This is a genomic window from Methylomonas stagni (genome assembly GCF_050154735.1).
GTDB classification, from domain to species: Bacteria; Pseudomonadota; Gammaproteobacteria; order Methylococcales; family Methylomonadaceae; genus Methylomonas; species Methylomonas koyamae_A.
In genome coordinates this window covers 3453641-3479966 of record NZ_CP189557.1, presented here as the reverse complement: position 1 = coordinate 3479966, position 26326 = coordinate 3453641, and the positions used below count along the sequence as shown (strand labels likewise).

General features: G+C 58.7%; 28 protein-coding genes. 14 read left to right on the top strand and 14 right to left on the bottom strand.

What is annotated here, in order from left to right; all coding sequences use genetic code 11:
- Positions 1-88 precede the first annotated feature (88 nt).
- Both ACP4CD_RS16005 and ACP4CD_RS16000 read right to left on the bottom strand, forming a co-directional pair.
- Positions 89-892 carry an XdhC family protein gene (locus ACP4CD_RS16005; RefSeq protein ID WP_064026393.1) on the bottom strand — a complete coding sequence of 268 codons (804 nt, stop codon included), beginning with the start codon at positions 890-892 and terminating at the stop codon, positions 89-91.
- Entirely contained in the window at positions 871-1464 is a 594-nt protein-coding gene (locus ACP4CD_RS16000) for a nucleotidyltransferase family protein (protein ID WP_426991620.1), read from the bottom strand. The genes ACP4CD_RS16005 and ACP4CD_RS16000 overlap by 22 nt, the downstream gene beginning before the upstream one ends.
- Before the next feature lie 490 nt (positions 1465-1954).
- Here ACP4CD_RS16000 and ACP4CD_RS15995 point away from each other — a divergent pair, with 490 nt between their 5' ends.
- The 5 genes from ACP4CD_RS15995 to ACP4CD_RS15975 all read left to right on the top strand — a co-directional run bounded on the left by ACP4CD_RS15995 (position 1955) and on the right by ACP4CD_RS15975 (position 6708).
- Positions 1955-2485, top strand: a complete 531-nt coding sequence (locus tag ACP4CD_RS15995) for a C40 family peptidase (RefSeq protein ID WP_426991619.1) — start codon at positions 1955-1957, stop codon at positions 2483-2485.
- 122 nt (positions 2486-2607) lie between these two features.
- Positions 2608-3759 carry a DUF1624 domain-containing protein gene (locus ACP4CD_RS15990; RefSeq protein WP_426991618.1) on the top strand — a complete coding sequence of 384 codons (1152 nt, stop codon included), beginning with the start codon at positions 2608-2610 and terminating at the stop codon, positions 3757-3759.
- A 167-nt stretch (positions 3760-3926) separates the two neighbouring features.
- Positions 3927-4736: a sulfite exporter TauE/SafE family protein gene (locus ACP4CD_RS15985; protein ID WP_231883589.1), complete on the top strand. Its 810-nt coding sequence runs from the start codon at positions 3927-3929 to the stop codon at positions 4734-4736.
- A gap of 127 nt (positions 4737-4863) precedes the next feature.
- Positions 4864-6165: an NAD(P)/FAD-dependent oxidoreductase gene (locus ACP4CD_RS15980; RefSeq protein WP_426991616.1), complete on the top strand. Its 1302-nt coding sequence runs from the start codon at positions 4864-4866 to the stop codon at positions 6163-6165.
- A gap of 21 nt (positions 6166-6186) precedes the next feature.
- Positions 6187-6708 (top strand): YcxB family protein, encoded by a 522-nt coding sequence (locus ACP4CD_RS15975; protein WP_064026382.1) that lies wholly within the window; start codon positions 6187-6189, stop codon positions 6706-6708.
- A gap of 55 nt (positions 6709-6763) precedes the next feature.
- On the opposite strand, the gene ACP4CD_RS15970 is transcribed toward ACP4CD_RS15975, so the two are convergent.
- Genes ACP4CD_RS15970 through ACP4CD_RS15960 form a run of 3 tightly spaced genes read right to left on the bottom strand, consistent with a single transcriptional unit; the run spans position 6764 to position 9727 of the window.
- The gene (locus ACP4CD_RS15970) at positions 6764-8398 is read right to left on the bottom strand and encodes a diguanylate cyclase domain-containing protein (RefSeq protein WP_426991615.1); all 1635 of its coding nucleotides are present in this window, start codon (positions 8396-8398) and stop codon (positions 6764-6766) included.
- 19 nt (positions 8399-8417) lie between these two features.
- Complete coding sequence (locus tag ACP4CD_RS15965; RefSeq protein ID WP_197471738.1) at positions 8418-8936, bottom strand: hypothetical protein; 519 nt, start codon at positions 8934-8936, stop codon at positions 8418-8420.
- Positions 8937-8956: 20 nt separating this feature from the next.
- Positions 8957-9727: a hypothetical protein gene (locus ACP4CD_RS15960; RefSeq protein ID WP_426991614.1), complete on the bottom strand. Its 771-nt coding sequence runs from the start codon at positions 9725-9727 to the stop codon at positions 8957-8959.
- A 1108-nt stretch (positions 9728-10835) separates the two neighbouring features.
- Between ACP4CD_RS15960 and scpA the strand changes: the two genes are divergently transcribed.
- Positions 10836-13001 (top strand): methylmalonyl-CoA mutase, encoded by a 2166-nt coding sequence (gene scpA, locus ACP4CD_RS15955; RefSeq protein WP_426991613.1) that lies wholly within the window; start codon positions 10836-10838, stop codon positions 12999-13001.
- 15 nt (positions 13002-13016) lie between these two features.
- Entirely contained in the window at positions 13017-14027 is a 1011-nt protein-coding gene (gene meaB, locus ACP4CD_RS15950) for a methylmalonyl Co-A mutase-associated GTPase MeaB (RefSeq protein WP_426991612.1), read from the top strand.
- A gap of 246 nt (positions 14028-14273) precedes the next feature.
- On the opposite strand, the gene ACP4CD_RS15945 is transcribed toward meaB, so the two are convergent.
- Both ACP4CD_RS15945 and ACP4CD_RS15940 read right to left on the bottom strand, forming a co-directional pair.
- Positions 14274-14771, bottom strand: a complete 498-nt coding sequence (locus ACP4CD_RS15945; protein WP_426991611.1) for a helix-turn-helix transcriptional regulator — start codon at positions 14769-14771, stop codon at positions 14274-14276.
- A gap of 8 nt (positions 14772-14779) precedes the next feature.
- Positions 14780-15262, bottom strand: coding sequence for a hypothetical protein (locus tag ACP4CD_RS15940; protein ID WP_426994695.1), 483 nt, complete (start codon positions 15260-15262; stop codon positions 14780-14782).
- Here ACP4CD_RS15940 and ACP4CD_RS15935 point away from each other — a divergent pair.
- Positions 15155-15418, top strand: a complete 264-nt coding sequence (locus ACP4CD_RS15935) for a hypothetical protein (protein WP_426994727.1) — start codon at positions 15155-15157, stop codon at positions 15416-15418. The two genes, ACP4CD_RS15940 and ACP4CD_RS15935, sit on opposite strands and share 108 nt — an antisense overlap.
- A 34-nt stretch (positions 15419-15452) precedes the next feature.
- On the opposite strand, the gene ACP4CD_RS15930 is transcribed toward ACP4CD_RS15935, so the two are convergent.
- The gene (locus tag ACP4CD_RS15930; protein ID WP_281021988.1) at positions 15453-15635 is read right to left on the bottom strand and encodes a hypothetical protein; all 183 of its coding nucleotides are present in this window, start codon (positions 15633-15635) and stop codon (positions 15453-15455) included.
- 446 nt (positions 15636-16081) lie between these two features.
- Between ACP4CD_RS15930 and ACP4CD_RS15925 the strand changes: the two genes are divergently transcribed.
- Positions 16082-16741, top strand: a complete 660-nt coding sequence (locus ACP4CD_RS15925) for a hypothetical protein (RefSeq protein WP_426991610.1) — start codon at positions 16082-16084, stop codon at positions 16739-16741.
- 58 nt (positions 16742-16799) lie between these two features.
- Here ACP4CD_RS15925 and ACP4CD_RS15920 read toward each other — a convergent pair whose 3' ends face one another.
- The 6 genes from ACP4CD_RS15920 to ACP4CD_RS15895 form a co-directional block, all read right to left on the bottom strand.
- The gene (locus tag ACP4CD_RS15920) at positions 16800-17246 is read right to left on the bottom strand and encodes a hypothetical protein (protein WP_071160170.1); all 447 of its coding nucleotides are present in this window, start codon (positions 17244-17246) and stop codon (positions 16800-16802) included.
- 232 nt (positions 17247-17478) lie between these two features.
- Entirely contained in the window at positions 17479-17826 is a 348-nt protein-coding gene (locus tag ACP4CD_RS15915) for an antibiotic biosynthesis monooxygenase family protein (RefSeq protein ID WP_071160172.1), read from the bottom strand.
- 57 nt (positions 17827-17883) lie between these two features.
- Positions 17884-19848: a serine/threonine protein kinase gene (locus ACP4CD_RS15910; RefSeq protein WP_426991608.1), complete on the bottom strand. Its 1965-nt coding sequence runs from the start codon at positions 19846-19848 to the stop codon at positions 17884-17886.
- A 72-nt stretch (positions 19849-19920) separates the two neighbouring features.
- Entirely contained in the window at positions 19921-20208 is a 288-nt protein-coding gene (locus ACP4CD_RS15905) for a SelT/SelW/SelH family protein (protein ID WP_064026363.1), read from the bottom strand.
- 6 nt (positions 20209-20214) lie between these two features.
- Positions 20215-21564 (bottom strand): UDP-N-acetylmuramate:L-alanyl-gamma-D-glutamyl-meso-diaminopimelate ligase, encoded by a 1350-nt coding sequence (gene mpl, locus ACP4CD_RS15900; RefSeq protein WP_426994694.1) that lies wholly within the window; start codon positions 21562-21564, stop codon positions 20215-20217.
- A gap of 27 nt (positions 21565-21591) precedes the next feature.
- Complete coding sequence (locus tag ACP4CD_RS15895) at positions 21592-22116, bottom strand: ankyrin repeat domain-containing protein (RefSeq protein WP_426991607.1); 525 nt, start codon at positions 22114-22116, stop codon at positions 21592-21594.
- Between the two features lie 72 nt (positions 22117-22188).
- Here ACP4CD_RS15895 and apaG point away from each other — a divergent pair, with 72 nt between their 5' ends.
- From apaG to trpD, 5 genes are all read left to right on the top strand, one after another.
- Positions 22189-22566, top strand: coding sequence for a Co2+/Mg2+ efflux protein ApaG (gene apaG / locus ACP4CD_RS15890; RefSeq protein ID WP_064026361.1), 378 nt, complete (start codon positions 22189-22191; stop codon positions 22564-22566).
- A complete protein-coding gene (locus ACP4CD_RS15885; RefSeq protein WP_071160178.1) occupies positions 22566-23393 on the top strand; it encodes a symmetrical bis(5'-nucleosyl)-tetraphosphatase in 828 nt (275 codons plus the stop codon). Before apaG ends, ACP4CD_RS15885 begins: the two co-directional genes overlap by 1 nt.
- Positions 23394-23479: 86 nt before the next feature.
- Entirely contained in the window at positions 23480-23806 is a 327-nt protein-coding gene (locus ACP4CD_RS15880; RefSeq protein WP_064026356.1) for a periplasmic heavy metal sensor, read from the top strand.
- A gap of 156 nt (positions 23807-23962) precedes the next feature.
- Positions 23963-25192 (top strand): NAD(P)/FAD-dependent oxidoreductase, encoded by a 1230-nt coding sequence (locus ACP4CD_RS15875; protein WP_426991606.1) that lies wholly within the window; start codon positions 23963-23965, stop codon positions 25190-25192.
- Between the two features lie 96 nt (positions 25193-25288).
- Positions 25289-26305, top strand: a complete 1017-nt coding sequence (gene trpD, locus ACP4CD_RS15870; protein WP_426991605.1) for an anthranilate phosphoribosyltransferase — start codon at positions 25289-25291, stop codon at positions 26303-26305.
- Positions 26306-26326: the final 21 nt, after the last annotated feature.

Sequence of the window (26326 nt, the reverse complement as noted above, 5' to 3'; positions counted from 1 at the left end):
TCTATCGCTCCGTTAGGTGTCGCGAAAAATGCCGTGTGGCGAGTGGGCGCATCGTACACGGCGGTTGTCGGCCGGTAAAGCGGCCGAATTAACCGGGCGGACTTGCCGGGAGGCCGCTCAACGGTACGCAACCCGCGCCCCGCCGAACCGCGACCATTTCGGCGACGATCGCTAGCGCGATTTCCTCGGGCGTTTTCGCGCCTAAATCCAGTCCGGCGGGCGCCCGGATACGCTTCAGGGAGGTTTCGTCCCAACCTTCGCCGGCCAAGCGCGAAATCACCAATTGCGCGCGTTTGCGGCTGGACACCAATGCGATGTAGCCGGCTTCGGAATTTAGGGCCTGGGTCAGCGCGTCGTAATCGCCTTTGTGGTGGGTGGCGACGACGACAAAATCGCCGGCAAACGGTTGCAATTGTTGATAGCGCTGATCGTCGGTAATCAGCCGGCAGGCGCCGGGGAAGCGTGTCGGCAAGGCCTGATGATCGTCAACGATGGCGTCGAAACCCAGGCGGCCGGCGAATTCGCACAAGGCCTCGACGATGCGGCCGTGGCCCAACAGCCAGGCTCGCGGTTTCGGCACCACCGGCTCGACGTAGACCCGCATACTGCCGCCGCACGGCATGCCGGCGCCGAATACTTCGTCGGTCAGATCGACATCGATCACACAGGGTTCGCCGCTGGCCAGGGCTTTTAGCGCGGTATCGACCGCCATCGCCTGCGCGCAACCCCCGCCTATCCAGCCGGCCAGGACCTCGCCGGTTTCGCCGATCAGAGCCTTGGCGCCGGGTTTGGCCGACGACGAACCGAGAATTTCGATCACGGTGGCCAGGGCGTGCGGACGGCGGGCGTCGCGCAATTCAAGTTGCAAACTTAACAGATCGGGTTTTTGCATTGTCGGGGAAATAAGTCTTCGGGCCTGTCGATGTCGCGGAAAATACCGGGGTCGTCGCAATCGAGCAGCATGAGTTGATGAAGATGGGCTTGGATGACCGATTTTGCACCTTGATCGCCTTGCAATGCAATCAATTCGGCCGCCAATGCGCGAGCGAAGCCGACCGGATGACCGCGCTGGCCGTTGAACACCGGGGCAGCCACTAAGGCGCCGCCGCGCAAGGCCTCGGCGACTTTGATCACCGTACTCGGCAATATCCAGGGCATGTCGGCCAGCGCCACCAACCAGCCGGCGGCCGGCGAGGCCACTTGCACGCCGCGGACCAAGCTGTGTCCCATGCCCAGGTCGGCATCGCGGCAAACCGCGACTTCGGCGCCGGCGGCTTGCAAACGCTCGGCCAAGGCCGGATTGTCCGGCCGAACCACCGTGACGACCCGATCGCAACCCTCCGCCAGATTCCGGTAGGCGCGTAGCGCAATAGGTTCTCCATCCGGCAGGCATTGACTCAATTTGTCGGCGCCGTAGCGGCGACTAGCGCCGGCGGCCAACAGAATTCCGACTATTTCCGGCATTGGCTTAAACATGCGGTTGAGTATGGCAACATCGGGACGGGTGAAAAGTGTGGATTCGAGTTAAGCGTTACCGAACAGGGGAAACGGCGCGCCGGTGAGTCCGATTGCGAAGCGCGACTGATTTCCATGCCCGGCACTCGGCGATTTTTGCCACGCCCGGACCGCCGGCGAACCTTAGCATCGACGCAACGGCGGCGCAATCGCCCGTTGGATTCTTCACGCTGGCGCTTAATTCGTGTTTGTCGGACTCTCGGTAGTGCGGGTCAATTTGGCGGGGGCGCTTTCGCGTTATTACGGGGGGCAACTCATAGGCCACGGGTGGACCGATGTTTACCTTCGCGGCTAACGTCGTTCCGGCGCTCGTCTGTGCATTTTTCGGCGCAAAACGTCGGTTTCTGTCGGTTGGGACTCTGCGCTGACATACAAAGCCTGGGCGGACAACGGGCAGGCCGACTATAATTGGCCCAACTTCGTCTTGAAAACCGCACCGATGCTCAAGCTCCGTTTTTCGCCAGCGATATTGCCGATAGCGCTATTGGCCGCGTTGCTGGCCGGTTGCGCCGGCGACGACAAGAAGGCGCTGAATATCGCCCCGCAAGCAATACCGGCCGACGCGCCCAAGGTGGTCGCCGAGGCCTTGCAATTGCAGGGGCGGCCTTACGTTTACGGTGGAGCTTCGCCCAGCCAGGGCTTCGATTGCAGCGGCTTGGTGTATTACGTCTACAACCGCCAAGGCTTGCGTCTGCCGCGCGATACCTTTTCGTTGGCTACCCAGTTGCCGGCCGTCCATCCGGAGCAGCGCCAGCCGGGCGATCTGTTGTTTTTCAATACCGATAAGCCCTACTCCCACGTCGGCATTTACGTCGGCGACGACCGCTTCGTGCATGCCCCCAGTAGTCGGACCGGTCGGGTCATGGTGTCCGATTTGAATCAACCGTACTGGCGGGAACGCTTCATCGGCGTGCGCCGACCGCCCAGCCAGCCCGCGCTATCGATGAACGAAGCTTGTTTCGGCGGCTAATATTGGCGGCCGGCGCGCTCGTTTCTCGCGATAGTACGATCAGGTTAGGAACAATCCTCCGCCAGTCGAGCCCAAATCCGGCCGCGCACCGTTAAACGCAGCCGTTAAACAAGTACAAGGCTATGAGTCAACGCATTCCTGCTCTCGATAATCTGCGCGGTCTGGTGATGGTGTTAATGACCCTGGACCATACCCGCGACTTTTTCAGCAACGCCCATTTCGATCCTACCGACCTGGACAAAACCTCGCCGGCCCTGTTCATGACGCGCTGGATCACCCATTTTTGCGCGGCGGTGTTCGTGTTTCTGGCCGGTACCAGCGCCTATCTGTGGGCGGCCAAACGCGGTCCGGACGCACCACTCGGCGAATTTCTGGTCAAACGCGGCCTGCTGTTAGTCGTGTTGGTGGCGACCGTCGAAGCCTTTGCCTGGAATTTCCGGGCCGACTTGCGCCAGCTCGACGCCGGCGTTTTGTGGGCGATCGGCTGGTCGATGATCGCGTTGGCCGGCCTGGTCAAACTACCGCTGGCTTGGCTGGTGGCGTTCGGCGGCATCATGGTGGCGACCCACAATCTGTTCGACGGGATTAAACCGGAACACTTGGGCGGGTTCGGCCCGTGGTGGGCGGTGTTACACACCGGCGACGACATCGATTTCGGCGCCGGTTGGAAACTGAATCCCTATTATCCGCTGGTACCGTGGATCGGCGTGATGGCGCTGGGTTATGGCTTCGGCGGACTGATCAGCAGTCCGGGCTGGCAAAGCGGTCGGCGGCTGGCCGGATTGGGCACCGCGCTGATTCTGGGATTTGTCGCGCTACGCTACAGCAATTTTTACGGCGATCCCAAACCCTGGCGAAGCTACCCGGACCCGGCATTCACGCTGCTGTCGTTTATCAATTGCCATAAATACCCGCCATCCTTGCTGTACTTGCTGATGACCTTGGGTCCGGCCTTGCTGTTCCTGGCAGCCAGCAGCGGTCGGCTGTTGCCGATTTTGCCGGTGTTCGGTAAGACCCCGCTATTTTACTATTTGATCCATCTTTACCTGATACACGGTTTGGCGGTGCTCATCGCCTATTGGACCGACGGTCCGGTCGCTGCCATCGCCGGCGGCGGCATTTGGCGCAAGGATTTGCCGACGGACTACGGCTACGGGCTGCCCGGCGTGTACGCGATTTGGTTGCTGGTGTTGCTGACGCTGTATCCGGTCTGCCGCTGGTTCGAAGCCTTCAAGGCGGCGCGTCCGGCTTGGCGGTGGCTGCGCTATTTGTAGCGCGCTGCGAAGGCTAAGTCGCCTCGACGACCACCGCCGTCAAGTCATGCACTTCAAAGCGTTTGGAGGCCGCGCGCGACAGAGCGGTCACCCGTGGCGCCAAACGAAAGATCGGCCACGGCTACCTAATTTTTACAACAACCGGCTCGGCCGAAAGAGGAACATTCTTGCTGGAACTCGACTGGATTGCGGCCTACCTGGGTCTGGGCGTGGCGGTCGGCTTCTTTGCCGGCTTGCTGGGTATCGGCGGCGGCGGCATTATGGTGCCGGTGTTGACCACGCTGTTCGCGATGCAAAACTTCGGCGCGGCTCACTTGGTACACATGGCGCTGGCAACTTCGATGGCGGCCATCATCGTGACGTCGATCGCCAGCCTGCGCGCCCATCATCGGCATGGGGCGGTGATCTGGCCAGTGGTATGGACGCTCTCGCCCGGCATTATCGCCGGCACCTTCGCGGCGGCGTTCGTTGCCGCGTTGATTCCAAACCGACCGTTAGCCCTGTTTTTCGTGGTGTTCATGGCTTATGTGTCGCTGCAAATGGTGCTCAACGTTCGCCCCAAGCCCAGTCGACAGCTACCCGGCGCGATGGGTTTAAGCCTGGTTGGCCTGTTGATCGGCGCGGTGTCGGCGCTGGTGGCGATCGGCGGCGGTTCTTTGACCGTGCCGTTTCTAAGCTGGTGCAACGTGCGCATCCAGAATGCGATCGGCACCTCCGCGGCGGTCGGCCTGCCGTTGTCGCTGGCCGGCACTTTGGGCTACATGGCCAGCGGTTGGCGGGTCGAAGGCCTGCCGGCCCATAGTTTCGGCTACATCTATTTGCCGGCGGTGGCGGCGATTGCGCTAGTCAGCGTGGTGACCGCGCCATTGGGCGCCAGACTGGCCCATCGCCTGCCGGTACCTGCCTTGAAAAAACTGTTCGCGCTGTTGTTGTTGCTGCTGTCCGCCAAGATGCTGCACACCGTTTACGGCGCCTGAAACCCGGCCGGGAAAATCGGCGGGCGGCCGAGCGCGATTGGTTATAATGCCGGACAACGGAATGCACTATAAAGTGGAGGGATTTCATCCATGCCGCGCCGCGGCTATTGACTGGGGAAGAATATAAATGGCTGATGAACTACATAAAATCCTGATCGTCGGCGGCGGTGCCGCCGGTCTGGAGCTGGCGACCGAACTCGGGAAAAAACTCGGCAAGTCCGGCCGGGCGGAGATCACGCTACTGGATGCCACTTCGACTCACATCTGGAAGCCGTTGCTGCACGAAGTCGCCTCCGGCACCTTGGCCGAAGCCGAGGAAATCGAATACATGGCTCAGGCCCACCGCAACCATTTCCGTTTCCTGTTCGGCCGCATGGAAGGCTTGGACCGCGCCGCCAAGGAAATCATTGTCGCACCGATCAACAACAAACAAGGCGCCGAACTGATTCCGGCCCGCCGCTTCAAATACGATACCTTGGTGATGGCGGTAGGTAGCGTCAGCAACACCTTCGGCATCAAGGGCGTCGACCAGCACTGCATGTTTATCGACACCACTACCCAAGCCTATCGCTTTCAGCGCCAGCTGGTCGAAACCTATTACATCCAGTCTTACGCCAACCAAAGCAGGCAACGCGACAAGCCGCTGTCCATCGTCATCGTCGGCGCCGGTGCCACCGGCGTGGAGTTGTCCGCCGAATTGCACGAGGTCACTAAACTGCTGGCGACTTACGGCCTGGAAGGCTCGATAGAAGTCAACATCACCATCATCGAAGCCGCCACCCAATTGCTGCCAGCCTTGCCGCCGCGTTTGTCGCAAGCCACCCAAGACCAATTGCTCAAGTTGGGCATCCAGTTGAAGCTGGGCCGCAAAGTCACCGAAGTCACCGAGACCGAAGTGCATACCTACGACGGCGAGGTGTTCGACGCCGATCTGAAAGTCTGGGCCGCCGGTATCAAGGCGCCGGACTGGATGAAAAATCTGGACGGGCTGGAATCCAACCACATCAACCAGCTGGTGGTGGATCAAACCCTGCAAACCAGCGATCCCGACGTATTCGCGATCGGCGACTGCGCCGCCTGCGCCTGGGCCGACCATGCCGGTAACGTGCCGCCGCGCGCTCAGGCGGCCCATCAAATGGCCTCGGCCGTTGCCAAGACCATCGTCAACCGTCTGAACGGCAAGGCGCCGGTTAAATTCGTTTACCACGATTACGGCTCGCTGGTGTCGCTAGGTAAATTCAGCACGGTCGGTTCGTTGATGGGCAGCCTGATGGGTACGGTCAGCGTCGGCGGTTTTATCGCCTATGTGGTGTATTTGTCGCTGTACAAAATGCACCAAGTGGCGATTCACGGCTATTTCCGCACCGCGATGCTAACCCTGTCCAACCTGTTCCGGCGCAGTACCCACGCCAAAATCAAGATGCACTAATCCACCCGACGAGCGAGCGCAATGTTAGAAATCGAATACGAATTCCGCGAGGAAGACCTGGTTCACTTCAACGAACTCAGGCTGAAAAGCGATCCGGAAATGCAAAAGAAAATCCGCAACAACCGCCTGTTCGCCCCCGGCGTGATGATGGCGATCGGTTTGTTTTACTACGTGTACTACGTGGATATGATGACCACCGCCTACATCACGATCCTGGCGCTGGGTTGGGCGTTTGCGTCGCCTTTCATCATGAAAATCGACATGCGCCGCCAATTCTTCAATAAATACACCGAGGCCGAGAAAAAAGCCATGTTCGGCATCCACCATCTGACGGCGGAGCCGGAGTTCTTGCGGGAAACCTCGCCGGGCGGCAAGCATAAAACGCTGTGGAAAGACATGCTGCGCGTCGAGCGCCATAAGGATTACGTCTACATCTACGTCGATTTCGACGCCGCCATCGTCATCCCCCGTGCAACCGTCAAAAAGGGCGATCTCAAGGTGTTCGCCAAGCAGGTGGAAGGCTTGATCGAGCGCGCCAGCTGAGCTTTTGCCAGCCCGATAGGCTTTGGCCGCGACTTCGCCCAGCCAACCGCTTGTCTCAAGACGTCAATTGGTCTCTCCGCATCGGCGATGGAACGCTGATGCAAAAGTCGTTTTTGCCGGCGAGCTTGACCTGATACATCGCTTTGTCGGCATGATCGATCAACTGGGCAATCGACAAATGGGCGTGCTCCGGTCCGCTGGCGCAGATGCCTATGCTAACGCCGATATTCGCGTTTCGGCCCTGATTCAACGGGATGTCTTGCGGCAGTAATTGGATTGTTTTTTGTGCTATCCGGCTTAAGTCGGCTTGGTTGATCGCCGGTTTGCAGATTAAAGCGGCCAGAAATTCGTCTCCGCCCAGCCTAACCAGAATATCGTTTGCCCGAAAACAAGCCAATAAGCGTTCGGCTACCGCTATCAGAACGGTATCGCCGGCTTCGTGGCCGTAGTTATCGTTGATCGGTTTGAAATTATCCAAGTCCATCAGGAAAATCGCGAAGCCGCAGGCTTCTTGCAGGGCCAGATCGCGCATCAGATTGAGGCGGGTTTCCAGGCCATTGCGATTGAACAGCTTGGTCAATGGGTCGCGCTCCGCTTTAAAACGCGTTTGCAGTTCTTCAATCTTTCGTTCCGTGATATCGATTACGATCATTTGCACGAAAGCGCTGCCTTCGAATTCCGACGTTTCGCTCACCCTGGCTTTTGAAAACAGGCATTGAGCCCAACGCGGTCCATCTTGGTCGTCTGTAGTCGCCAATTCGAATTCGCCGTTCGTCAACTCGCCGGCGGTTAGCGTGTCGAATACGATACGATTAATTTGGCGGGCATCCTTGAAAAATTGCTCTACGCGGGCGGGACCTTCGGGCGCCGGGTCCAGACGCAATACCTCACGGCAAACCGGGTTGTGCAAAATGACATCGCCGTGTTCGTTCAGCACGCAAATACCCACGCTGGCATTCTCGAACAGCAGTCGAAAACGTTGTTCAAGCTTTTCGAGCTGCTCGCGCAACTCACGTTCGGAATGAATACGGAAATGCGAAATATCCAACAGGAAATTGATGTCGGCGATCAAGTGGCCAATTTCGTCCTTTCGGTGGCTAAGCGGACAGTGCAAGCGTTTCGTGCCGCTTGGGTCGATACGGTTCAGTGTGGATGCCACCGTTTTGATGGTGCGCACGAAGATTTGCTGGATAGCCAGCATGATGATCAGCGCCACGATCAACGTGTACGACGACAGGAGTAGCGCCTGATTTCGAGCGATCAGCTTGGCATTGCGCTCGATAATGTCGTGTTTGGGGAAAATTTGCAGCACACCGACTTTCTCGCCCGGACTGAATGGAGAATCCAGGTCGAGCGCTAACGGCGCTTCGCCGAGAGCATCATTCAGCGGTTTATGGTCATTGGTCGAACGCCAACCGCTTTGACTTTTCAGCAAGACGCCGGCTACGACTTCGTTATTCATTAAACCGCCGATAACGTCGTCTGCAATCTCTTGGTTATCCAGGTAAGCCGCGATCTGCGCGCTTTTTTCGACCGTTCTGGCTAATTCCATGATTCTGGCGTAAGCCTTATTGCGCTCTTGCCGCAACGTATCGGTATAGGACACCGCCGAGCCGACCCCCGCGACCAACAGCGCAAAAAAACTGATGACCAGCGTAATCCGTACCGAAAGTTTCTTAAAGGTGATCATGAGTTAGGCGAGTGAGTCGTCAGTCGGCCGGTTTTAGACGATATACGACTTTGCAACAGCCGTCATAGTCCCGGCCGTCGACATAACCGATGGCATCGGCGTTTTCCTTGACCGCCGACAACACCGCGGCCGGACTGGGCAGCATTTTCGGCGGCGTGGCGTTGCCGGTGAACAGCAGTCGCGCCCAATAGGCATTGACTTGGGGAACGGATTTGCCGACCAATTGTTGATAAAAATGCGCGCGGGTCGGGGAGTCCTGCGCCAGATCAATCGTAAACACGGCTTTGCCGCTGTGGAAATTCTGCTGGCGTCCCATGAAGAAGTCGATCACTTGGTTGCGGCTAAACTCCATGGCCTGATTGGTTTGATTGACCACCACCAAAACCTCCTCGCCGCAACATGCGGGTTGCCCGTGCAGCGTCGCCAACGGAATCAGAAAAATATAGGGATTTAAGAAACGGCGCTTGCCGGCCGGCAGCGCTTCCGAAGGGCTGACCCGCCTTGCATCGCTACGATTGGTGCCTCGGAAACGTCTCATGTTCAAACGGCCCGCCATCATTAAAAAGACCAATTCATGCTGAGCGAAAACAAATCGACATCTAAATCCGGCGTCGAAATCTCACGGCTGCCGTTCAGCCAAAGACTGGAAGAGTTAGCGGCGACATGACTGTGGTCCCATTGAATCTTTGCGGCCAAATTGGGCGCGAAATCCCAGCGGGCACCCAAACTGATGGTCTCCTGATTGATCCTATACTCTTGCATGGCTACCGATGTGGCGGCATACAGTTGGTCTTGCAACGGACCCGAGATTTCCGGCGGTACGACCGCTTTTGACTCGGCGCTCGGTCTGGCGATGCTGAACAAGAGATAGGGGGTAATGTCGCCGATATGTCGGCCAATACTGAAGTAACCGCTGAATTGGCTTTGTATTTCGGGTACGCCGGAATCGAGATAACCAAACTCGCTTTGAATGCTCCATTCGTTGGCGTTATAGGCGGCGCCTATTGAGTAAAAACCAATGCCTTTACCAACCTTGTTGAGTTGCGCGGCGTAATCGGCCGCATTGCTCCAGACGGTTTTCACTCCAGGGCCGGTGAGCCCTTGGAGCAGCTGCGAGATTCCCGCGAAGTTTTTATCGAAAATGGTATAGGTGGCGCCGAGGGACAACTGCCAGTCCTCATCTTCGTAACTGAATTTGCCACCGAATATCGGCGAAAGCGCCAAGGTGTTTTTTGAAACGGTATCGAGCTGAAAGATCGGAAACGAATGCGAGTAACTACCGGCAAACGCTTTCGCTTGAAAAAACCCTGTGCCAGCGGTACGCGCCAAGCCAGGTCCACGCCATCAAAGTTTTGGTTAATCAAGGAGCCGTAAAATTCCGTCGGCGGCCTTTCCCACAAATAGGCGTAACCGACATTGCGGTAATCGGATAGCAGATAAACATCCAGCCCCAGGCGTCCCGCGCGCACAGTGAAGTTGCGGCTGGGTTGCCAGCGCAGCAAGCCCCAAAATAAGTTTTCGTTCAATGAGTTGTACGATCTGTCCTTAATCAGGAACTGCACCATTGCATCCCATTCGTCGGTAAATTTGGCGCTGGCCTGAATACCAAGTTGGGTGCTCGATCTCCACGACCAACGGCCGTCGAAGGTGTTCGGTTGATCGGTCGATGTTTGTAAATACAGGATGTCGCTGCTGTCGTAAACAACGCCTAAGGTACCAAAACTGCTCAGGCGAAATTTTCCATCCTCCGTGGAAAAAAGTCCGCACGAACGGTTCGCACGCTCAATAGAATCGGCAGACTACACACAAACAATGAAATTATCCGCTTCACGACGCACTCCGAATGCCTGGGGCAATGGCGTTAAGTTAACAAAATCAAATCATGTCGCATTTCATAAGTTATTGAAAAATATTTGAATAAAACATTATAGAGGCGTCAGTGCCAGTGCCGGAACTGTCGGAAACCGATGGATCACTGGATTAGCGCATTGAGATTACGAAGCCTACCGTCAACCGTCAAATCGACTCTTACGGTATACATTGTCAACGTCCGCACGGTATTCAGGGCCTTTGGAAGGCGATTTCAGCACAACCGAGTCGTTTGCAGACTCAACAAGTGTAGACGTTGCGCGTTAATGATGGAATGAAACCGGATAGGCAGCTTATTGTTGTGCGGCGTCTTCAATGAATAGGCCTAAAACAACCTCTCGACCTGTCTTGCTTCAACCGCATTGGGTCGCGATCAAGAGCGCCGGTCTTGCGAGCGGGGTCGATCACTCAGGGCTTTCGGAATTCGGATTAGCATGGCCCGTCCAACTCAGCTTCTTGTATTTTTCCGGACTATCTTTAACCGAATATAATCGATAAAGTGGCGCCGGTTCGACGCGAGCGTCAGGCCGACCGGGCATGCAATCACCTCTTGGAAGTAGTAAAGCAGATGAAAAATTATCCCGAAGTAAAGATTCCTTCCCTGGATGCCTGGGCCAAGGCGGCCGCGAAATCCGCGCCGGGTGGCGCGGTCGAGAACCTGACCTGGACAACGCCGGAGGGGCTCGCGGTCAAGCCACTCTATACCAAGGCCGATACCGAAAACCTGCCGTTCGCCGATACCCTGCCGGGATTCGAACCGTTTTTGCGCGGCCCGCAAGCGACGATGTACGCGGCGCGGCCCTGGACCATCCGCCAATACGCCGGCTTTTCGACCGCCGAGGAATCCAACGACTTCTATCGTAAGGCTTTGGCCGCGGGCGGCCAGGGTATCTCGGTGGCCTTTGACCTGGCTACCCATCGCGGTTACGACTCCGACCATCCGCGGGTGACCGGCGATGTCGGTAAGGCCGGTGTGGCGATCGACTCGGTGGAAGACATGAAGATTCTGTTCGACGGTATTCCGCTGGACAAAGTCTCGGTGTCGATGACGATGAACGGTGCGGTGTTGCCGGTGCTGGCCGGCTACGTGGTCGCCGCCGAGGAGCAGGGCGTGTCGATGGCGCAACTGTCAGGGACCATCCAGAACGACATCCTCAAGGAGTTCATGGTCCGCAATACCTATATCTACCCGCCGACGCCGTCGATGAAGATTATCGCCGACATCATCGCCTACACGGCCAAGCACATGCCCAAGTTCAACTCGATCTCGATCTCGGGGTACCACATGCAGGAGGCCGGCGCGACCCAAGCCTTGGAACTGGCATTCACGCTGGCCGACGGCCTGGAGTACGTGAAAACCGCGATTGCCTCGGGCATGGACGTGGACGATTTCGCCGGCCGGCTGAGTTTCTTTTTCGCGATCGGCATGAACTTCTATCTGGAAGTGGCAAAGCTGCGCGCGGCGCGCCTGCTGTGGTGGCGGATCATGAAGTCCTTCAACCCGAGCAATCCGAAATCGATGATGCTGCGCACTCACAGCCAAACCTCGGGCTGGTCGCTGGCCGAGCAAGACCCCTATAACAATGTGGTGCGAACCACGATAGAGGCGATGGCGGCGGTGTTTGGCGGCACCCAGTCGCTGCATACCAACGCGCTCGACGAGGCCATCGCCCTACCCACTGAATTCTCGGCGCGGATCGCCCGCAACACTCAGTTGATCATCCAGGAAGAGACCCACATCACCAAGGTTATCGATCCCTGGGCCGGCTCGTACATGATGGAATCGCTGACCCAGGACATTGCAGACAAGGCTTGGGCCATCATCGAAGAAGTTCAGGCGATGGGCGGCATGACCAAGGCGGTCGAGACGGGCTGGGCCAAGCTGCAAATCGAAAAATGCGCCACCCAAAAGCAAGCCAATATCGATTCGGGTCGAGACGTGATTGTCGGCGTTAACAAATACAAACTACCTCAGCAAGACGCCATCGATATTCTGAACGTCGATAACCACGCGGTCCGCGACGCGCAGGTGACGCGTCTGGCAGAGATTCGCGCTAGCCGCGATGCCGGAGCGGTTCAGGTGGCGCTGGCCGCTTTGAGCGACTGCGCGAAAAGCGGCGACGGCAACCTGCTCGACCTGGCCATCAAGGCGGCCCGTCTGCGCGCCACGGTCGGCGAAATCTCCGAAGCGCTCGAACAGGTCTGGGGCCGCCATCGCGCCAGCAATCAGGTCGTCACCGGCGTGTACGGCGCGGCCTTCGAGGCCGATCAGGAGTGGACGCAACTTAAGGAACAGGTCAACAACTTTGCGGCCGCCGAAGGTCGCCGGCCGCGCATCATGATCGCCAAATTAGGCCAGGACGGTCACGACCGCGGCGCTAAGGTCGTCGCGACCGCCTTCGCCGATCTGGGCTTCGACGTCGATATCGCGCCGCTGTTTCAGACGCCGGAAGAAGTCGCCCGCCAAGCCATCGAAAACGACGTGCACGCGATCGGCGTATCGACGCTGGCGGCCGGCCATAAAACGTTGGTGCCGGCGCTGATCGACATTTTGGCCGGGCAGGGCGCCGGCGATGTCATCGTCTTCGTCGGCGGCGTGATTCCGGCCCAGGACTACGAGTTTTTGTTCGCCGCCGGCGCCAAGGGCGTGTTCGGACCCGGCACGCCGATTCCGCAATGCGCGCGGGATGTGTTAAACGCCATCCAAGCGGCGCAAGCGCCGACGGCATCCTGATCCGGGGCCAACAGCATGCCGGTTCTACCGAATTTCCAACTCAACCGCGAAGACCAAGCGCTGGTCGGTGCCGTGCTCGCCGGTCAGCGTCGCGCCTTGGCCAAGACGATTACCCTGATCGAGTCGACCCGTAGCGACCATCGCCAGCGGGCAGGGACCCTGTTGCATGCCCTGCTGCCGAACAGCGGCAACTCGATTCGGCTCGGCATTTCCGGCACGCCGGGCGTCGGTAAATCCACGTTTATCGAGGCACTCGGCTTGCACCTGATCGAACAGGGTCATCGGGTCGCGGTGCTGGCGGTCGATCCGTCATCCTCGCGCTCCGGCGGTTCCATTCTCGGCGATAAAACCCGGATGGAATTATTGTCCGCACGCGACGAAGCCTTCATTCGCCCATCGCCTTCATCCGGGTCGCTGGGCGGCGTCGCCGCTTCGACGCGAGAAGCCATGCTGGTTTGCGAAGCGGCGGGCTTCGATGTGATCATCGTCGAAACCGTTGGTGTTGGTCAGAGCGAGACAGCGGTCGCCGGCATGACCGATGCGTTCTGCCTATTACAGCAACCTAACGCGGGCGACGATCTGCAGGCGATGAAAAAAGGTATCGTCGAACTGGCCGATATTTTCGTTGTCAACAAGGCCGATCTCGATCCCGTGGCGGCCGACCTGACTGCAGGCCAAATCACAGGGGCGCTGACACTGCTGCGGCCAAGCGCCGCGCGCTGGCAGCCGCCGGTACTGAAAGTCAGTGCGGCTTTGGGTGAAGGTATCGGCAATTTCTGGCAACAACTCGGCCTCTTTCGCCAGACCGTCGGCGAAACCGGCGAATTGGTCGCTAAACGCAGGCATCAGTCGTTATCCTGGATGTGGGCGCTGATCGAGTCCGGCCTCCAGGAACGCTTTCGAGAAAACCCCGGCGTCCGGGCCGCGATGCCGGATTTAAGCGCCGCCGTCGAAAACGGCAGCGTATCGCCTACGCTGGCTGCGCACCGTTTGCTCGAACTGATGGGCGATACTACCGGGATTTAGCCCGAACGCTGGGCGACAATAAGGCAAAAGGGGCATGCCGGTTAGCCGATAGCAGGCATTAAAATAGCGCACATACTACCTGCCCAAGGTTTGCATCATACGACTGACCGCATTTTCGGCTCGAGGTGTGCTGAGCAGATGAACATCGTTAGTCATCAACGCCCAGGCAGAAATATCGACCTCAGTTTTTCGACGCCAATTGGTGCATCCTTACGCTGCGGGAACTGCGAATAAATCTGCGGTAACTTAGTTGGATGGCTTGCCGTCGGTTAGCGGGTGCAAGGAGGATTTCTCGGTGTTACCGGCTTCGGTTGTTTGGGAGTCAAGGTTGTTTTGAAGCGCGCGCCGCGCCCGAAAGGCGCCCGGCGGCTCTTGGAATTGCTGACGGAATTGGCGATAAAAGTAAGACAGATCGTTAAACCCGGATTGGAAGGCGATCGCCGCGATATCAAGGTGGCGGAACTTGGGGTCGGCCAGCAGCCGGCATGCCCGGGCAATTCTGAGTCGATTAAGAATCTGAGTAACACTTTCTCCGGTTTCATTCAGCAGATCGAACAAATATCTCCGGGATATTCTCAATTCGCCGGCGATTTGCGCCGCATTCAGCCCTGGCTCACTAAAGTGCTTTTCCAGATATCGAATGACGGCCGCTTGCCGGGCCGCCCGCACCCCTCCGGAATGGGACTCCTTAACCACCTCGTCGTTACAAAGAAAAGCGATGAGATCGACAATATGATCCCCCACTAGTTCGCCTAGGCTAGGATCTTGAGCGACGCCCCCCGGTCTAGCATTTGCAGGTAATTTCTTAACAACTCTATGCCCTCCGAGTTGCAAAGAGGGGTCATAACCAGGCGCTCGGCTTTCGGTACCCGTTTGGTCAATTCTGATCTGGAAATGCGCAAGCTCAAGAGTTCCTGGTATCCCTCGGGCGAGTCTGGTCCGAACCCGCCGTCGAGAACTTTGGTCGAATCAACTAAGCCGGCGGTGCTTCGATTGATCAACAGTCGCCGCTGTCCTTGCATAACCTCCCAGATACCGGCTACGCATACCGATAGGCCTAGGTAATCGTCTAACCCGTCTCCGGTAATGAGTTCACGAGTACGGCGAAAACGCACCGCGGTACTAGTATGCGCCGCCAAGTTCACGTGGCCGAAGGAATGAAACCGTGTTTGGTTGAAAAAAGGCCGCGAATCGACGTGTTCGACATCGAATCCAGCAATTTTTCTGGCAAACATCTCGCGCCAAATGTCGACCCGGTCTTTATCCGGGAAATCAGTGCTGGAAAAGATGAATGCAGCGTTAGTCATAGGCCCAAATTCATTTTACTTTTTGATGGATGCGATCGATTGCCTGAAACCAACATCGAACGCCAGGGAAATAAAGAGGTCTGAAAAAAATAAAATATCATCCAGCTACTTGTCCGACTTATCTTTTTGCCCATCTACTGGTCGTCCCGATTTTTTTGCCGTTAACAGGCTGTTGAAATTTAAAAAACTGCTCCACTTTTGTCCCCAAAAACGCATTTTCCGCAAAATAAAATTTTGTAAGTCCTTGATTGTTTGTTGCGGCTAAATGACTTTTAGCGACAAATTGGAAGGTTTTTTCCACCGAGTTTCTTTTTCAACAACCTGTTAGACGCAAGCTAAGTTAGTCCCCGCCAAGCAACATGTCGAGTGAAGAAATACCTTGAGGTCGTCTCGGAGAAACGGGCTCCGCTTCCTGATGGCGACTCAAGCTTCAATTCGTCATGGCGAGCGTATCGGGTCGATTTGAATGAGTGTTTTCGCTGAATGAATTCGAAGCAGTGATCGGTGTCGCGGAGAACGGACCGCGAGTTGGACCGCGTTAAAATTTTTTAGGGGCATTGAACCTTAGCGTTGCTCCGGGGATATACCAACGAGCGGCATCGGTGCTCCGACCACCCCCTATTCGGTAGCTGCGCCATGCCGCTCGGTTATACGGTCTATATTCCTTGTAAACCGCAATCGCACCCGGAGGGAACTTAGTTTCCCGCCGGGTGCTTCCATCGGATATCAGCAACAGAGGATAGGTGTATGAGAATCAACACAGCGAAACATTGGGTATTCGTCGCGATCATCGCCGCCGCGCAGCCGGCGCAAGCCGTCGCGGTCAGCGACGCGGTCGGCGATTATGTCGCCGGATACAACGGCAGTACGGCGGGCGACTTGGATGTGGTGTCGGCGTCGGTCAGTTACGATCAGGCCACCGCGACTTTCCGTTTGGATAGTACGTTCAATGCCGACATCGGTTCGTCGCCGAGCGGTTTTTATATTTGGGGCTTCAATCGCGGCGGCGGTACCGCGCTTTTCGAATCTAACGGTCTGAAGAATATTTTGTTCGATTCGGTCGTGCGCTTGAACAACGACGGCACCGGCTTGGTAACCTTGATCGCGCCGTCGTTCAGCACGACGAACCTCGCTCCGGGCTCGGTGACGATCACCGGTAATCATATGGTTGCCGAGATTGCATCGGGTCTGTTGCCGTCGACCGGTTTCGCGCCGGAAAGTTTTACCTGGAACCTGTGGCCGCGCGACGGCGCGGTTGCCGCCGGCTTCACCCAGATTTCCGATTTTGCCCCGGACACCTTCAACGTTGGCGTACAGGTCGTACCCCTGCCAAACGCGGCTTGGTTGTTCGGTTCGATGCTGGGCTTGATGGGGTTGCGCCGCAACCGCCGGGCGTCTGGACGGTAAATTCGCCGGGCTCTTGGCTCTTGCAATCGGGCCGGAACGGCCCGATTGCAAGGCTTTGCTAGCTGTCGTCCTGAATGATCGAAATCAACAGTTCGTTGAAGGTATGGATTGGGGAACCGGTTCCCACCGTATCCACGACGGTCGCCAACAGGCGGTTCACCGCGCCGAGCAGCTTTTCCAGGATTTTATGGCCGCCGACCAGTTCGATGCCGTAGAGCATGAACTCCTCGGTGAAATGATTGATGACTTTCAGCTTCAAATGCAGCGGACTGCCGAGCAAACCGTGCGTCAACAAGGCGTTGGTGTCGGCGCGTTGAATCGCGTCTTTCAATGCGTAAAAGTGAGGGTCCAGTTCGCGCCACGCCCGTTTGTAATCGTCGCGGAATTTGGGCAAAAAATACTGGTCCGCGCCGATCAAGTCGCCGAGCAGCTTTTGTAAGGTATCGACGAAGTGGAGTAGATTTTTCCTGTCGTCGTCGCTCACGCCGAATTCGAGTTTTTCCATGCCGTATCCAATGCCAGGGGTTCCGCGCGGCGCGCGCCAAGGCGCTGGCCCGCAAAAGTTCACCGCCCGGCGCGGTTTCGGGCGGTTATTGCTTGGATAATAGCAGAAACCCGCCGGCGCGGCGGTTCGCGCTGTGCGACGCCGACGATTTACCGTTAACAGATTTCGCTGACGATCGGCATTTGCGTTCTCGGCCCCGGATGCCGGACCGAACCGCCGTCGCCGCTACGGGTCAGGGTGTGACTTCGTAGTTGGAATACGGTTGCGACTTCAGTCTGTCTTCCAACACGGTCAGTTTCATCACCGGCTCGGCCAGTTCGTAGCAAGTCTCTACGCTGTCCTTCAACATCGCATAGCCTTCCGGATCGGCGATCGGTCGCTGCGATTGCCAGGCCTCGCGCCAAGCCGCTTCGTCCGGCCATTGCGCGTAGGCTACCCAACTGCCGTCGGCATCGCGGTGCAACCGCGATCCGAGACTGCCGTACATTTGATAGACGGCGTCGGTCACCTTCAGCCAGCCCTCGCGAAATTTCGCTTCGTATCCCGGTTTCACCCGCCAACGATATACGGCAACAAACATGGCTATTCTCCTATCCAGTGTGTACGCGCCGGCCCGAGGCCGGCCTTCGAAAATGTGTTACCAAGCTTCCAGCACCACCACTTTCCATTCCCGGTTCGCTACCGGATTTAGACTGACCCAAGAGGCGATGCGCCGGCCGCTATACGCCGCCGAATTTTCATAATACCCCACCCCGCCCCGTTGCCCGGCAATTTCTTCGGCCAATTGGCGCAGCTCAGGGAGTTGGGCATACCGTTCCTCCCGAAACAGATTTAGCCCGATTTCGTTTGTTTCGGTATCGAACAAAATCAACCCGTCATCCTGGATGATCCAAATGGTTCGGCGGCTGTCTTGCAACTCCGCTTGCAGCAAGCCGCCTAGAAATTCGGCGGCCTTGATACGGCCGGAGACGAAGCCGATCGTCGCATTGCCGGCCTTGACCGGCGCGACCAGCGTGACAGCCTGATAACCTTCCGGTGCCGCATGCACCTGGCTCAGCACCGGCTCGCCGCTTTGCAAGGCCATTCGGTTATGTTCCAGCTGAGAAGTGTCGGCGCCGATCGCGTGCCGGTAGCGGGCCGGCGCCACGGCCAGGAGGGTGCCGGGCGCCCGGGTGGTGGCGGCACTTTCCAGACGCGGTAGCTCCGTGGTCAGTTTTTCCAAGCGCGGCGTGGCGCCAACCAGGTCGGCAGCGGTCCGAAATTGAGTCGCGGCCTGAACTAAGCCGTTCAGCAAATTTGCGAATTCGCCGCCGATACGATAGGCAATCCGGCTGGCGACGGTTAGATTGGTGTTGGAAATGCGGGTTACGTCGGCCAGCGCCTGCTCGGCGCGTTGAAACTGTTGCTTGGCCTGTTCGCCCTCGGCGACTGCCAGTTTGTGGGCTTGCTTGGCTTCGATACCGAATCTCAATGCCAAGCCGGCGCCGATCACGATAGACGCCATGACCGCAGCTGTTGCCAGCAACAACACCTTGTTACGGGCAATAAAACGCTTCAGCAGTTCGGCGCGGGTATAGGCGTAGGCATTGACGAGACGCCCGTCGCGAAATGCCCGCAATTCGTCGGCGAACGCGCCGGCATCCTTGAATCGCTTGGCCTTGTCCTTGGCCAACGCGTGATCGCAGATCGCCACCAGTTCGACCGGAGCCGCCAAATTCGGATTCCGCGCGGTCGGCATGGCCTGGTCGGAAGCCAACTCGGCTAGAATCCGGTCCATGCCGCCTTGTAGAGGAGGCCGGCCGTTCAGCAAATAAAATAGCATGCAGCCCAGCGCGAACACGTCGGTGCGGGCATCGATACCGCCGAAACGCGGGTCGGCTTGCTCCGGCGCCATGTAGGCCGGTGTGCCCAAGATGTCGCCGAGCCGGGTCAGGTCTTCGTCGTCATCAGCGTTCGAGCGGCCGGCGCGCGGTAACGGCGCCGCCGCCGACTCCGTCTCGCTTTCGACCTTGGCCAAGCCCCAGTCCAGCACGATGGTCTCGCCAAATTGACCCAGCACCACGTTGCCGGGCTTCAAATCGCGGTGGACCACGCCTTTGGAATGCGCGTAAGCCATCGCCTCGCAAACGTCGATCAGGCGGTCCAATAGGGCCAAACGCTTGGACAGCGCATGTTCGGGCAACGGATCGGCGTTGCACTCCTTCAGCGCCTGGGCCAAGGTGTCGCCGCGTACCAGTCGCATGACGTAGTAAGGCGCGCCGCTGGGCTTAACACCCAAGTCGTAGACCGGCACGATGCCTGGATGCTCCAGCCGGCCGGTGATGCGTGCCTCGCGCAGAAAGCGGGTGCTGAGTTCGCGGTCTTCGTTGGCGGCCTGATCCAGCATTTCCTTGATCGCGACTTCCCGGCCGATACGCTCGTCGAAACCGAGCAGCACCTGGCCGACGCCGCCGGCACCGACCGCACCGCGCAACGAATAGCCGCCGCCGTAAGCCTCGTCGTTCGCGCGAGTGTCGGGCAACGGACGCGGGTAAGGCCGCGGTTTCAGCACCGTTAAATCGTCTTGCGGGAGAAGGCGGGTCAGGTCGTCGTCGGGCGTCATCGGCTAACCGTGGGAACAAACAGTTGCGCCAAGTATAGGTCGCTATTTGCGGTGGGGCCGGCCGCGCGCGGATTAGGTCGGCGGCGGCTTGCGGTCGGCGTGGCCCAGATCGCGCTCCGGGGCGATTTGATCGCGGACGCGTTGCTTAAGCTCGGTGATGTCCGGGAAGCGACCCTCGGCCTTGCGCGACCAGACCAGTACGCCGTCGGCATAGACCTCGAAAATGCCGCCGGTGCCGGGCTGCAAGGCCAGCTCGGCCAGATCGCCGTCGAAAGTGCTCAGCAGTTCCTGCGCCATCCAGGCCGCGCGCAGCAGCCAACGGCATTGGGTGCAGTAACGGATTTCGACGCGGTGGCTCATCGCAGCTTACAAAATCTCGCGCAAGCGTTGGTAGATGCCGCCGAAACTGCCGTTGCTCATCAACAAGACGTGGCAAACGCTGCCGGCTTCGGCGCGGATGGTTTCGATGATGGTATCCAGGCTGTTGCAAATCTCGATGTTGTTGGCGTATCTCAGCAATTGGCTTAAATCCCAGCCCAGTCCGTCCGGCTGAAAGATGATGGCCTGGTCAGCCTGGCTCAGCGATTCGGCCAGCGACTGGGTATGTACGCCCAGACGCATCGTATTGGAGCGGGGTTCGACGATGGCCAGGATTTTTTCGTTGCCGACTTGTTTGCGCAGGCCGTCCAGCGTGGTTTGGATCGCGGTCGGGTGGTGGGCGAAATCGTCGTAGACGGTGATGCCGGCTTTCTTGACAATGACTTCCATCCGCCGCTTGACGTTCTGGAATTGGGCCAACGCGGCAATCGCGTCGGCCGGCAGTACGCCGACGTGACGAGCGGCGGCAATCGCCGACAAGGCGTTGTAGACGTTGTGTCGGCCGGTCAGCGGCCATTCGACGACGCCTTGGGCTTGGCCTTCGAAATGCACCGCGAAGCGGCTGCCGTCTTTGCTCAGCAATTCGGCTTGCCACGGCGCCGGGGCGTCGATGGCGGTCAGTTGCACCGGCGTCCAGCAGCCCATTGCCAGTACTTCGGCGACATGCTGCTCGCAGTCCGGCGCGATGATCAAACCCTGGCCGGGGATGGTTCTGACCAGATGGTGGAATTGCTTTTTGATCGCGTCCAGATTTTCGAAGATGTCGGCGTGGTCGTATTCCAGGTTGTTCAGAATCGCGGTGCGCGGCCGGTAGTGGACGAACTTGGAGCGTTTATCAAAGAACGCGCAATCGTATTCGTCGGCTTCGATGACAAAGAAATCCGACTTGCCCAGCCGTGCCGAGATGCCGAAATTCAGCGGAATGCCGCCGATCAAAAAGCCGGGCTTGAAGCCGTTGAATTCCAGGATCCAGCTCAACATGCTGGTGGTGGTGGTTTTGCCGTGGGTGCCGGCCACCGCCAACACCCATTTGTGTTGCAGCACGTGTTCGGCCAGCCATTGCGGGCCGGAGATATAGGGCAGGCCCAGATTCAACACGGCTTCCACCTCGGGGTTGCCGCGCGACATCGCGTTGCCGATCACGACCAGATCCGGCTTGACGTCCAGATTTTCGGCCTTATAGCCGTTCATCAAGCGAATGCCTTGTTGTTCGAGCTGGGTGCTCATCGGCGGATAGACGTTTTGGTCCGAGCCGCTGACGCTGTAGCCGAGTTCGCGGGCGATCAGGGCCAGACCGCCCATGAAAGTGCCGCAGATGCCGAGGATGTGGATATGCAAAGGTTTATCGTTGGTCATGTGGCTGGTTTATTTGCCTGCTTCCTTGGGGGCCTCGCCTTCGGGCTTAGCTTCGCCTTCTGGTTTGGCTTCGGTTTCGGATTTGGTTTCTGTGCCTTTGGCGCCTGCCGCTTCCAGCAACTTGACGATGGTCTCGCGGCCCGTCTTCTTGGCTTTGTCGAGGATTTTGACATTCTGGCCGTCGGCGGCATTGACGTTGGCGCCGGCCGCGATCAACACGCCGACCACGTCGGCGCTGCCGAACATCACCGCGTCGCCGAGCGCGGTGGCGCCGGTTTTATCGGCGGCATTCACGTCGGCGCCGTAGGCCAAAAGCGCTTTGACCACCCGCAGATTGCCGTTGAAACTGGCCGCCATCAGCGCGGTTCTGTCCTGTTCGATCTTGGCGTTGACATCCTCGCCTTGAGCCAGCAAAGCCTCGACTCGCTCCGGCTTGCCGGCCGCCGCCGCCGCGAACAGCTCCTTGCCGCCCTCGGCGCCAGCGGTAACTGAAATCGTCAGCAGCGCCAGCGCCGCGAATCGGGTCGTGAACATTCGGATTGCTTGCTTGCGTTTGCTTATCAGTTGGGTTGAAATAACCGGCATAACGATTTACATCATCTATCAATGAGCGAAAAAAACAAAGTTTTAGTTGAGGCCCAGCCTTACTACATCGAGGCGCAATCTTCGCCCGAAGACAACCGCTATGTGTTCGCCTATACCGTGACGATTACCAACGTCGGTTCCAGCGCCGCCAAGTTGCTGACCCGGCATTGGCTGATTACCGACGCCAACGGCAAGGTGCAGGAAGTCAACGGCGAAGGCGTGGTCGGCGAGCATCCGCATTTGAACCCCGGCGATTCGTTCCGCTACACCAGCGCGGCGATGATCGAAACCCCGGTCGGCGTAATGCAGGGCAAATATCAGATGCAGGCCGACAACGGCGAAAGCTTCAACGCGAACATACCTAAGTTTACCTTGTCGATTCCCCGCACTCTGCATTAATGGCGACCTACGCGATAGGCGATATTCAAGGGTGTTACGACGACTTGCGCCGCCTACTGGACCGGGTAGACTTCGATCCGAACAAGGATACGCTGTGGTTGGCCGGCGATCTGGTGAATCGGGGGCCGAAGTCGCTGGAAACCTTGCGCTTCGTCAGGAGTTTGGGCGACGCGGCAATCTGCGTGCTCGGCAACCACGATCTGCATCTGATCGCCACCGTGGTGGCGCTGGGCAAGTCCAGCAAGAAAGACACGCTGGGCGCCATTCTGCGAGCCGCCGACTGCGACGAATTGATAGCTTGGCTGCGCCATCGTAAATTATTCCATTACGACGATGATTATTGCATGCTGCATGCCGGCCTGCCGCCGCAGTGGGATTTCGAACTGACCCGGCAAATGGCGCTGGAAACCGAGCAGGCCATGCAAAGTCCGGACTACGAGCGCTTCTTTCGGTCCATGTACGGCAACAAGCCGGCGGTCTGGCAGGACGATCTCAGCCACACCGAGAAACTGCGGTTTGCGATCAATTGTTTCAGCCGACTCCGTTATTGCAGCGCCGACGGCGTGTTGGATTTCACGCAGAAAGGTCCGCTCGGCAGCCAGCCCGAGCATTTGCTCCCGTGGTTCGCGGTGCCCGGCCGACGCAGTCTGGGCATGCGGATCATCTTCGGCCATTGGTCCACACTGGGGTATTACGAGGGCTACAACTGCTACGGTATCGATACCGGTTGTCTGTGGGGCGGCCAATTGACCGCGCTGGAATTGTCCGACCCGCCGCGCCGCCACCAAGTCGAATGCCAAGCCGCCAGCGATCCGCTGGCCGTTTGAAAACCTGAACTTTACCGGTGTTTGCTTATCCATTGTGACGCCGCCCTGAAGGCGCGCATTCATTCAACCCTCCGAGAGTACATCCGATGATTAAACCGCTACTGATGCTGGCCGCGCTGATTTTGCCGCTGACCGCGACTGCCTACCCCAGCGAAAACGATTACGGTCAACCGACCGACCACAAGCTCGAGCACTTGAGCAAAATGCTGCAACTGACGCCCGAGCAAAAAACCAAGCTGGAAGCCATTTTCACCGAGCAACACGCCAAATTCCGGGCGATTCACGAAGAGTCGCACGCCCGCATCAAGGAAGTGCTGACCCCGGAACAGATGCAGAAAATGGACGAGATGCGCAAGGAGCATATGGAAAAACGCCAGGAAAAGCGTGGTGCGCTCAAACCCAACCAACCTTGATCGGTTCGGTTCCGCGCATGATAGGTCAGCCGCATAGGTCAGCCGCCATGCTAACTCGCATACTTCTGGGCTTGGCGGCCGGTGCCAATAGCCGGCCCTGGACGCTTAGGCCGGCACCGGTCGGGACAAGTCTTGGCGGCGAACGGATCGCCGGCCATGGATAGCTCGCCCACCGTCGCCATCGTCGGCGCCGGTCCGGCCGGTTTGATGGCCGCCGAAGTGCTGGCTCAAGCCGGTGCCGCTGTTACCGTTTACGACGCGATGCCGTCGGCCGGACGCAAATTCCTGATGGCCGGCAAAGGTGGCTTGAACATCACCCATGTCGAAGGTTTTGAAAGTTTTTTATCGCGCTACGGTGCACGGAGCCACGCTCTGGCCGGGTTTATACACGATTTCTCGCCGGAGATTTTGCGCCATTGGGCGGCCGAATTAGGCATTGCGACTTTCGTCGGCAGTTCTGGCCGGGTGTTTCCCAACGAAATGAAAGCGGCGCCGCTACTGCGCGCCTGGCTGCATCGGCTGCGCGGCAGCGGTGTCAAATTCCGGATGCGTCATCGCTGGCTGGGTTGGACCGACCAGCGGCTGCGCTTTGCGAGTCCGGACGGCGAAAAACTGATCGAAACCGATGCACTGGTATTGGCCTTGGGCGGTGCCAGTTGGCCGCAGTTGGGTTCCGACGGCGCCTGGACTCAGCCCCTGGCCGAGCGCGGCGTGACCATCTCGCCGTGGCAACCCGCCAACTGCGGCTTCGAAACCGGTTGGAGCGATTATTTCCGCGAACGCTTTGCCGGCGAGCCGCTGAAGTCGGTGGCCTTGACGTTTGTCGGAAACGACGGCCTGGAATGCCGGCGGCTTGGCGAAATGACGATAGCGGATTACGGTTTGGAAGGCGGCTTGATCTATACGTTGTCTGCGCCGATTCGCCAGCAGATCGCCGCCAACGCCGCCGCCGTCGTCCATTTGGATTTACTGCCCGGCTTAACGGTCGAGGAAGCCGGCCAGCGTGCCGGGCAAGCGCGCGGCAAAATGAGTTTGAGCAATCATCTGCGCAAACGCTTGGGTCTCGGCGGCGTAAAAATGGCGCTGCTCCGCGAAGTCTTGAGCGCCGCCGAAATCAACGACCCGCACCGCCTCGCTATCGCGGCAAAAGCCCTGCCTATCCGCCTGAGCGTGGCCCGACCGCTGGCCGAGGCGATCAGCAGCGCTGGCGGCATAGACTTTGCCGAACTTGACCAAGGCTTGATGCTGCGGCGTTTGCCGGGGGTGTTCGCGGCCGGCGAAATGTTGGACTGGGAGGCGCCGACCGGCGGCTATCTGCTGACCGCTTGCCTGGCGACCGGCCGCGCCGCCGGGCTGGGCGCGGCTACCTGGCTGCAAGCACGTTGACATTTGCGGCGCGTCGCGGTTTGTTATCATAACCGTCTACCTTAACCGGCCGCCCGGGACTGCCGTTCCGAAGCGCCCCAACCCACGACGCTTGCCATGCAAATTCAGGCTACGCTGCAAAAACTGCTGGATAAACACGACCTCGACGGCGAGGAAATGCGCGCGACGATGCGCGCGATGATGAACGGCAAGTTGACCGACGCCCAAATCGCCGGTTTTTTGATCGCGCTGCGTTGCAAGGGTGAAACCATAGACGAAATTGCCGCGGCGGTCGGCGTGCTGCGGGAGTTGGTGCACAAGGTGCCGGTGACGGGCAAACACGTCATCGATACCTGCGGCACCGGCGGCGACGGCGCCAATACCTTCAACATCTCTACGACGGCGGCTTTCGTGGTCGCGGCGGCCGGCGGTAAGGTCGCCAAACACGGTAACCGTTCGGTGTCCAGCTGCTGCGGCAGCGCCGATTTGCTGGAAGCCGCCGGCGTCAATCTGGACCTGCCGGCCGAGCAAGTCGGCCAATGCGTCGAAGACATCGGCGTCGGCTTCCTGTTTGCCGCGAAGCACCATAGCGCGGTGCGCCACACGGTCGGGCCGCGCAAGGAAATGGGCGTGCGCACGCTGTTCAACCTGATCGGCCCGTTGTCGAATCCGGCCAATGCGCCGCACCAGCTGATCGGTGTGTTCGACAAACAATGGCTGGTGCCGGTGGCCGAAGTGTTGAAACGCCTGGGTAGCCGCCACGTGTTGGTCGTGCATGCCCACGACGGCCTGGACGAAATCAGCATCGCCGCGCCGACCGATGTCGCGGAACTGCACAACGGCGCGATCGGCACTTACACAATTACCCCTGAATATTTCGGCCTGCGCCGCGCACCGCTCGACAGTCTGGCCATCACCTGTGCCGAGGACAGCCTGACCATCGTCAAGGCCGTGCTGAATAATCGTCCCGGCCCGGCGCTGGACATTGTCGCGCTAAACGCAGGCGCCGCGATTTACGCCGCCGATCTGACCGACTCGCTGGAAGCCGGCGTCCGCCGGGCCTATGCGGTGCTGGCGGACGGTAGCGCGTTGGCTAAGTTCGAGGCCTTGGTGGGGTATTCCAAGGGCGGTTAAAGCATTGATTTTTTTCTAATC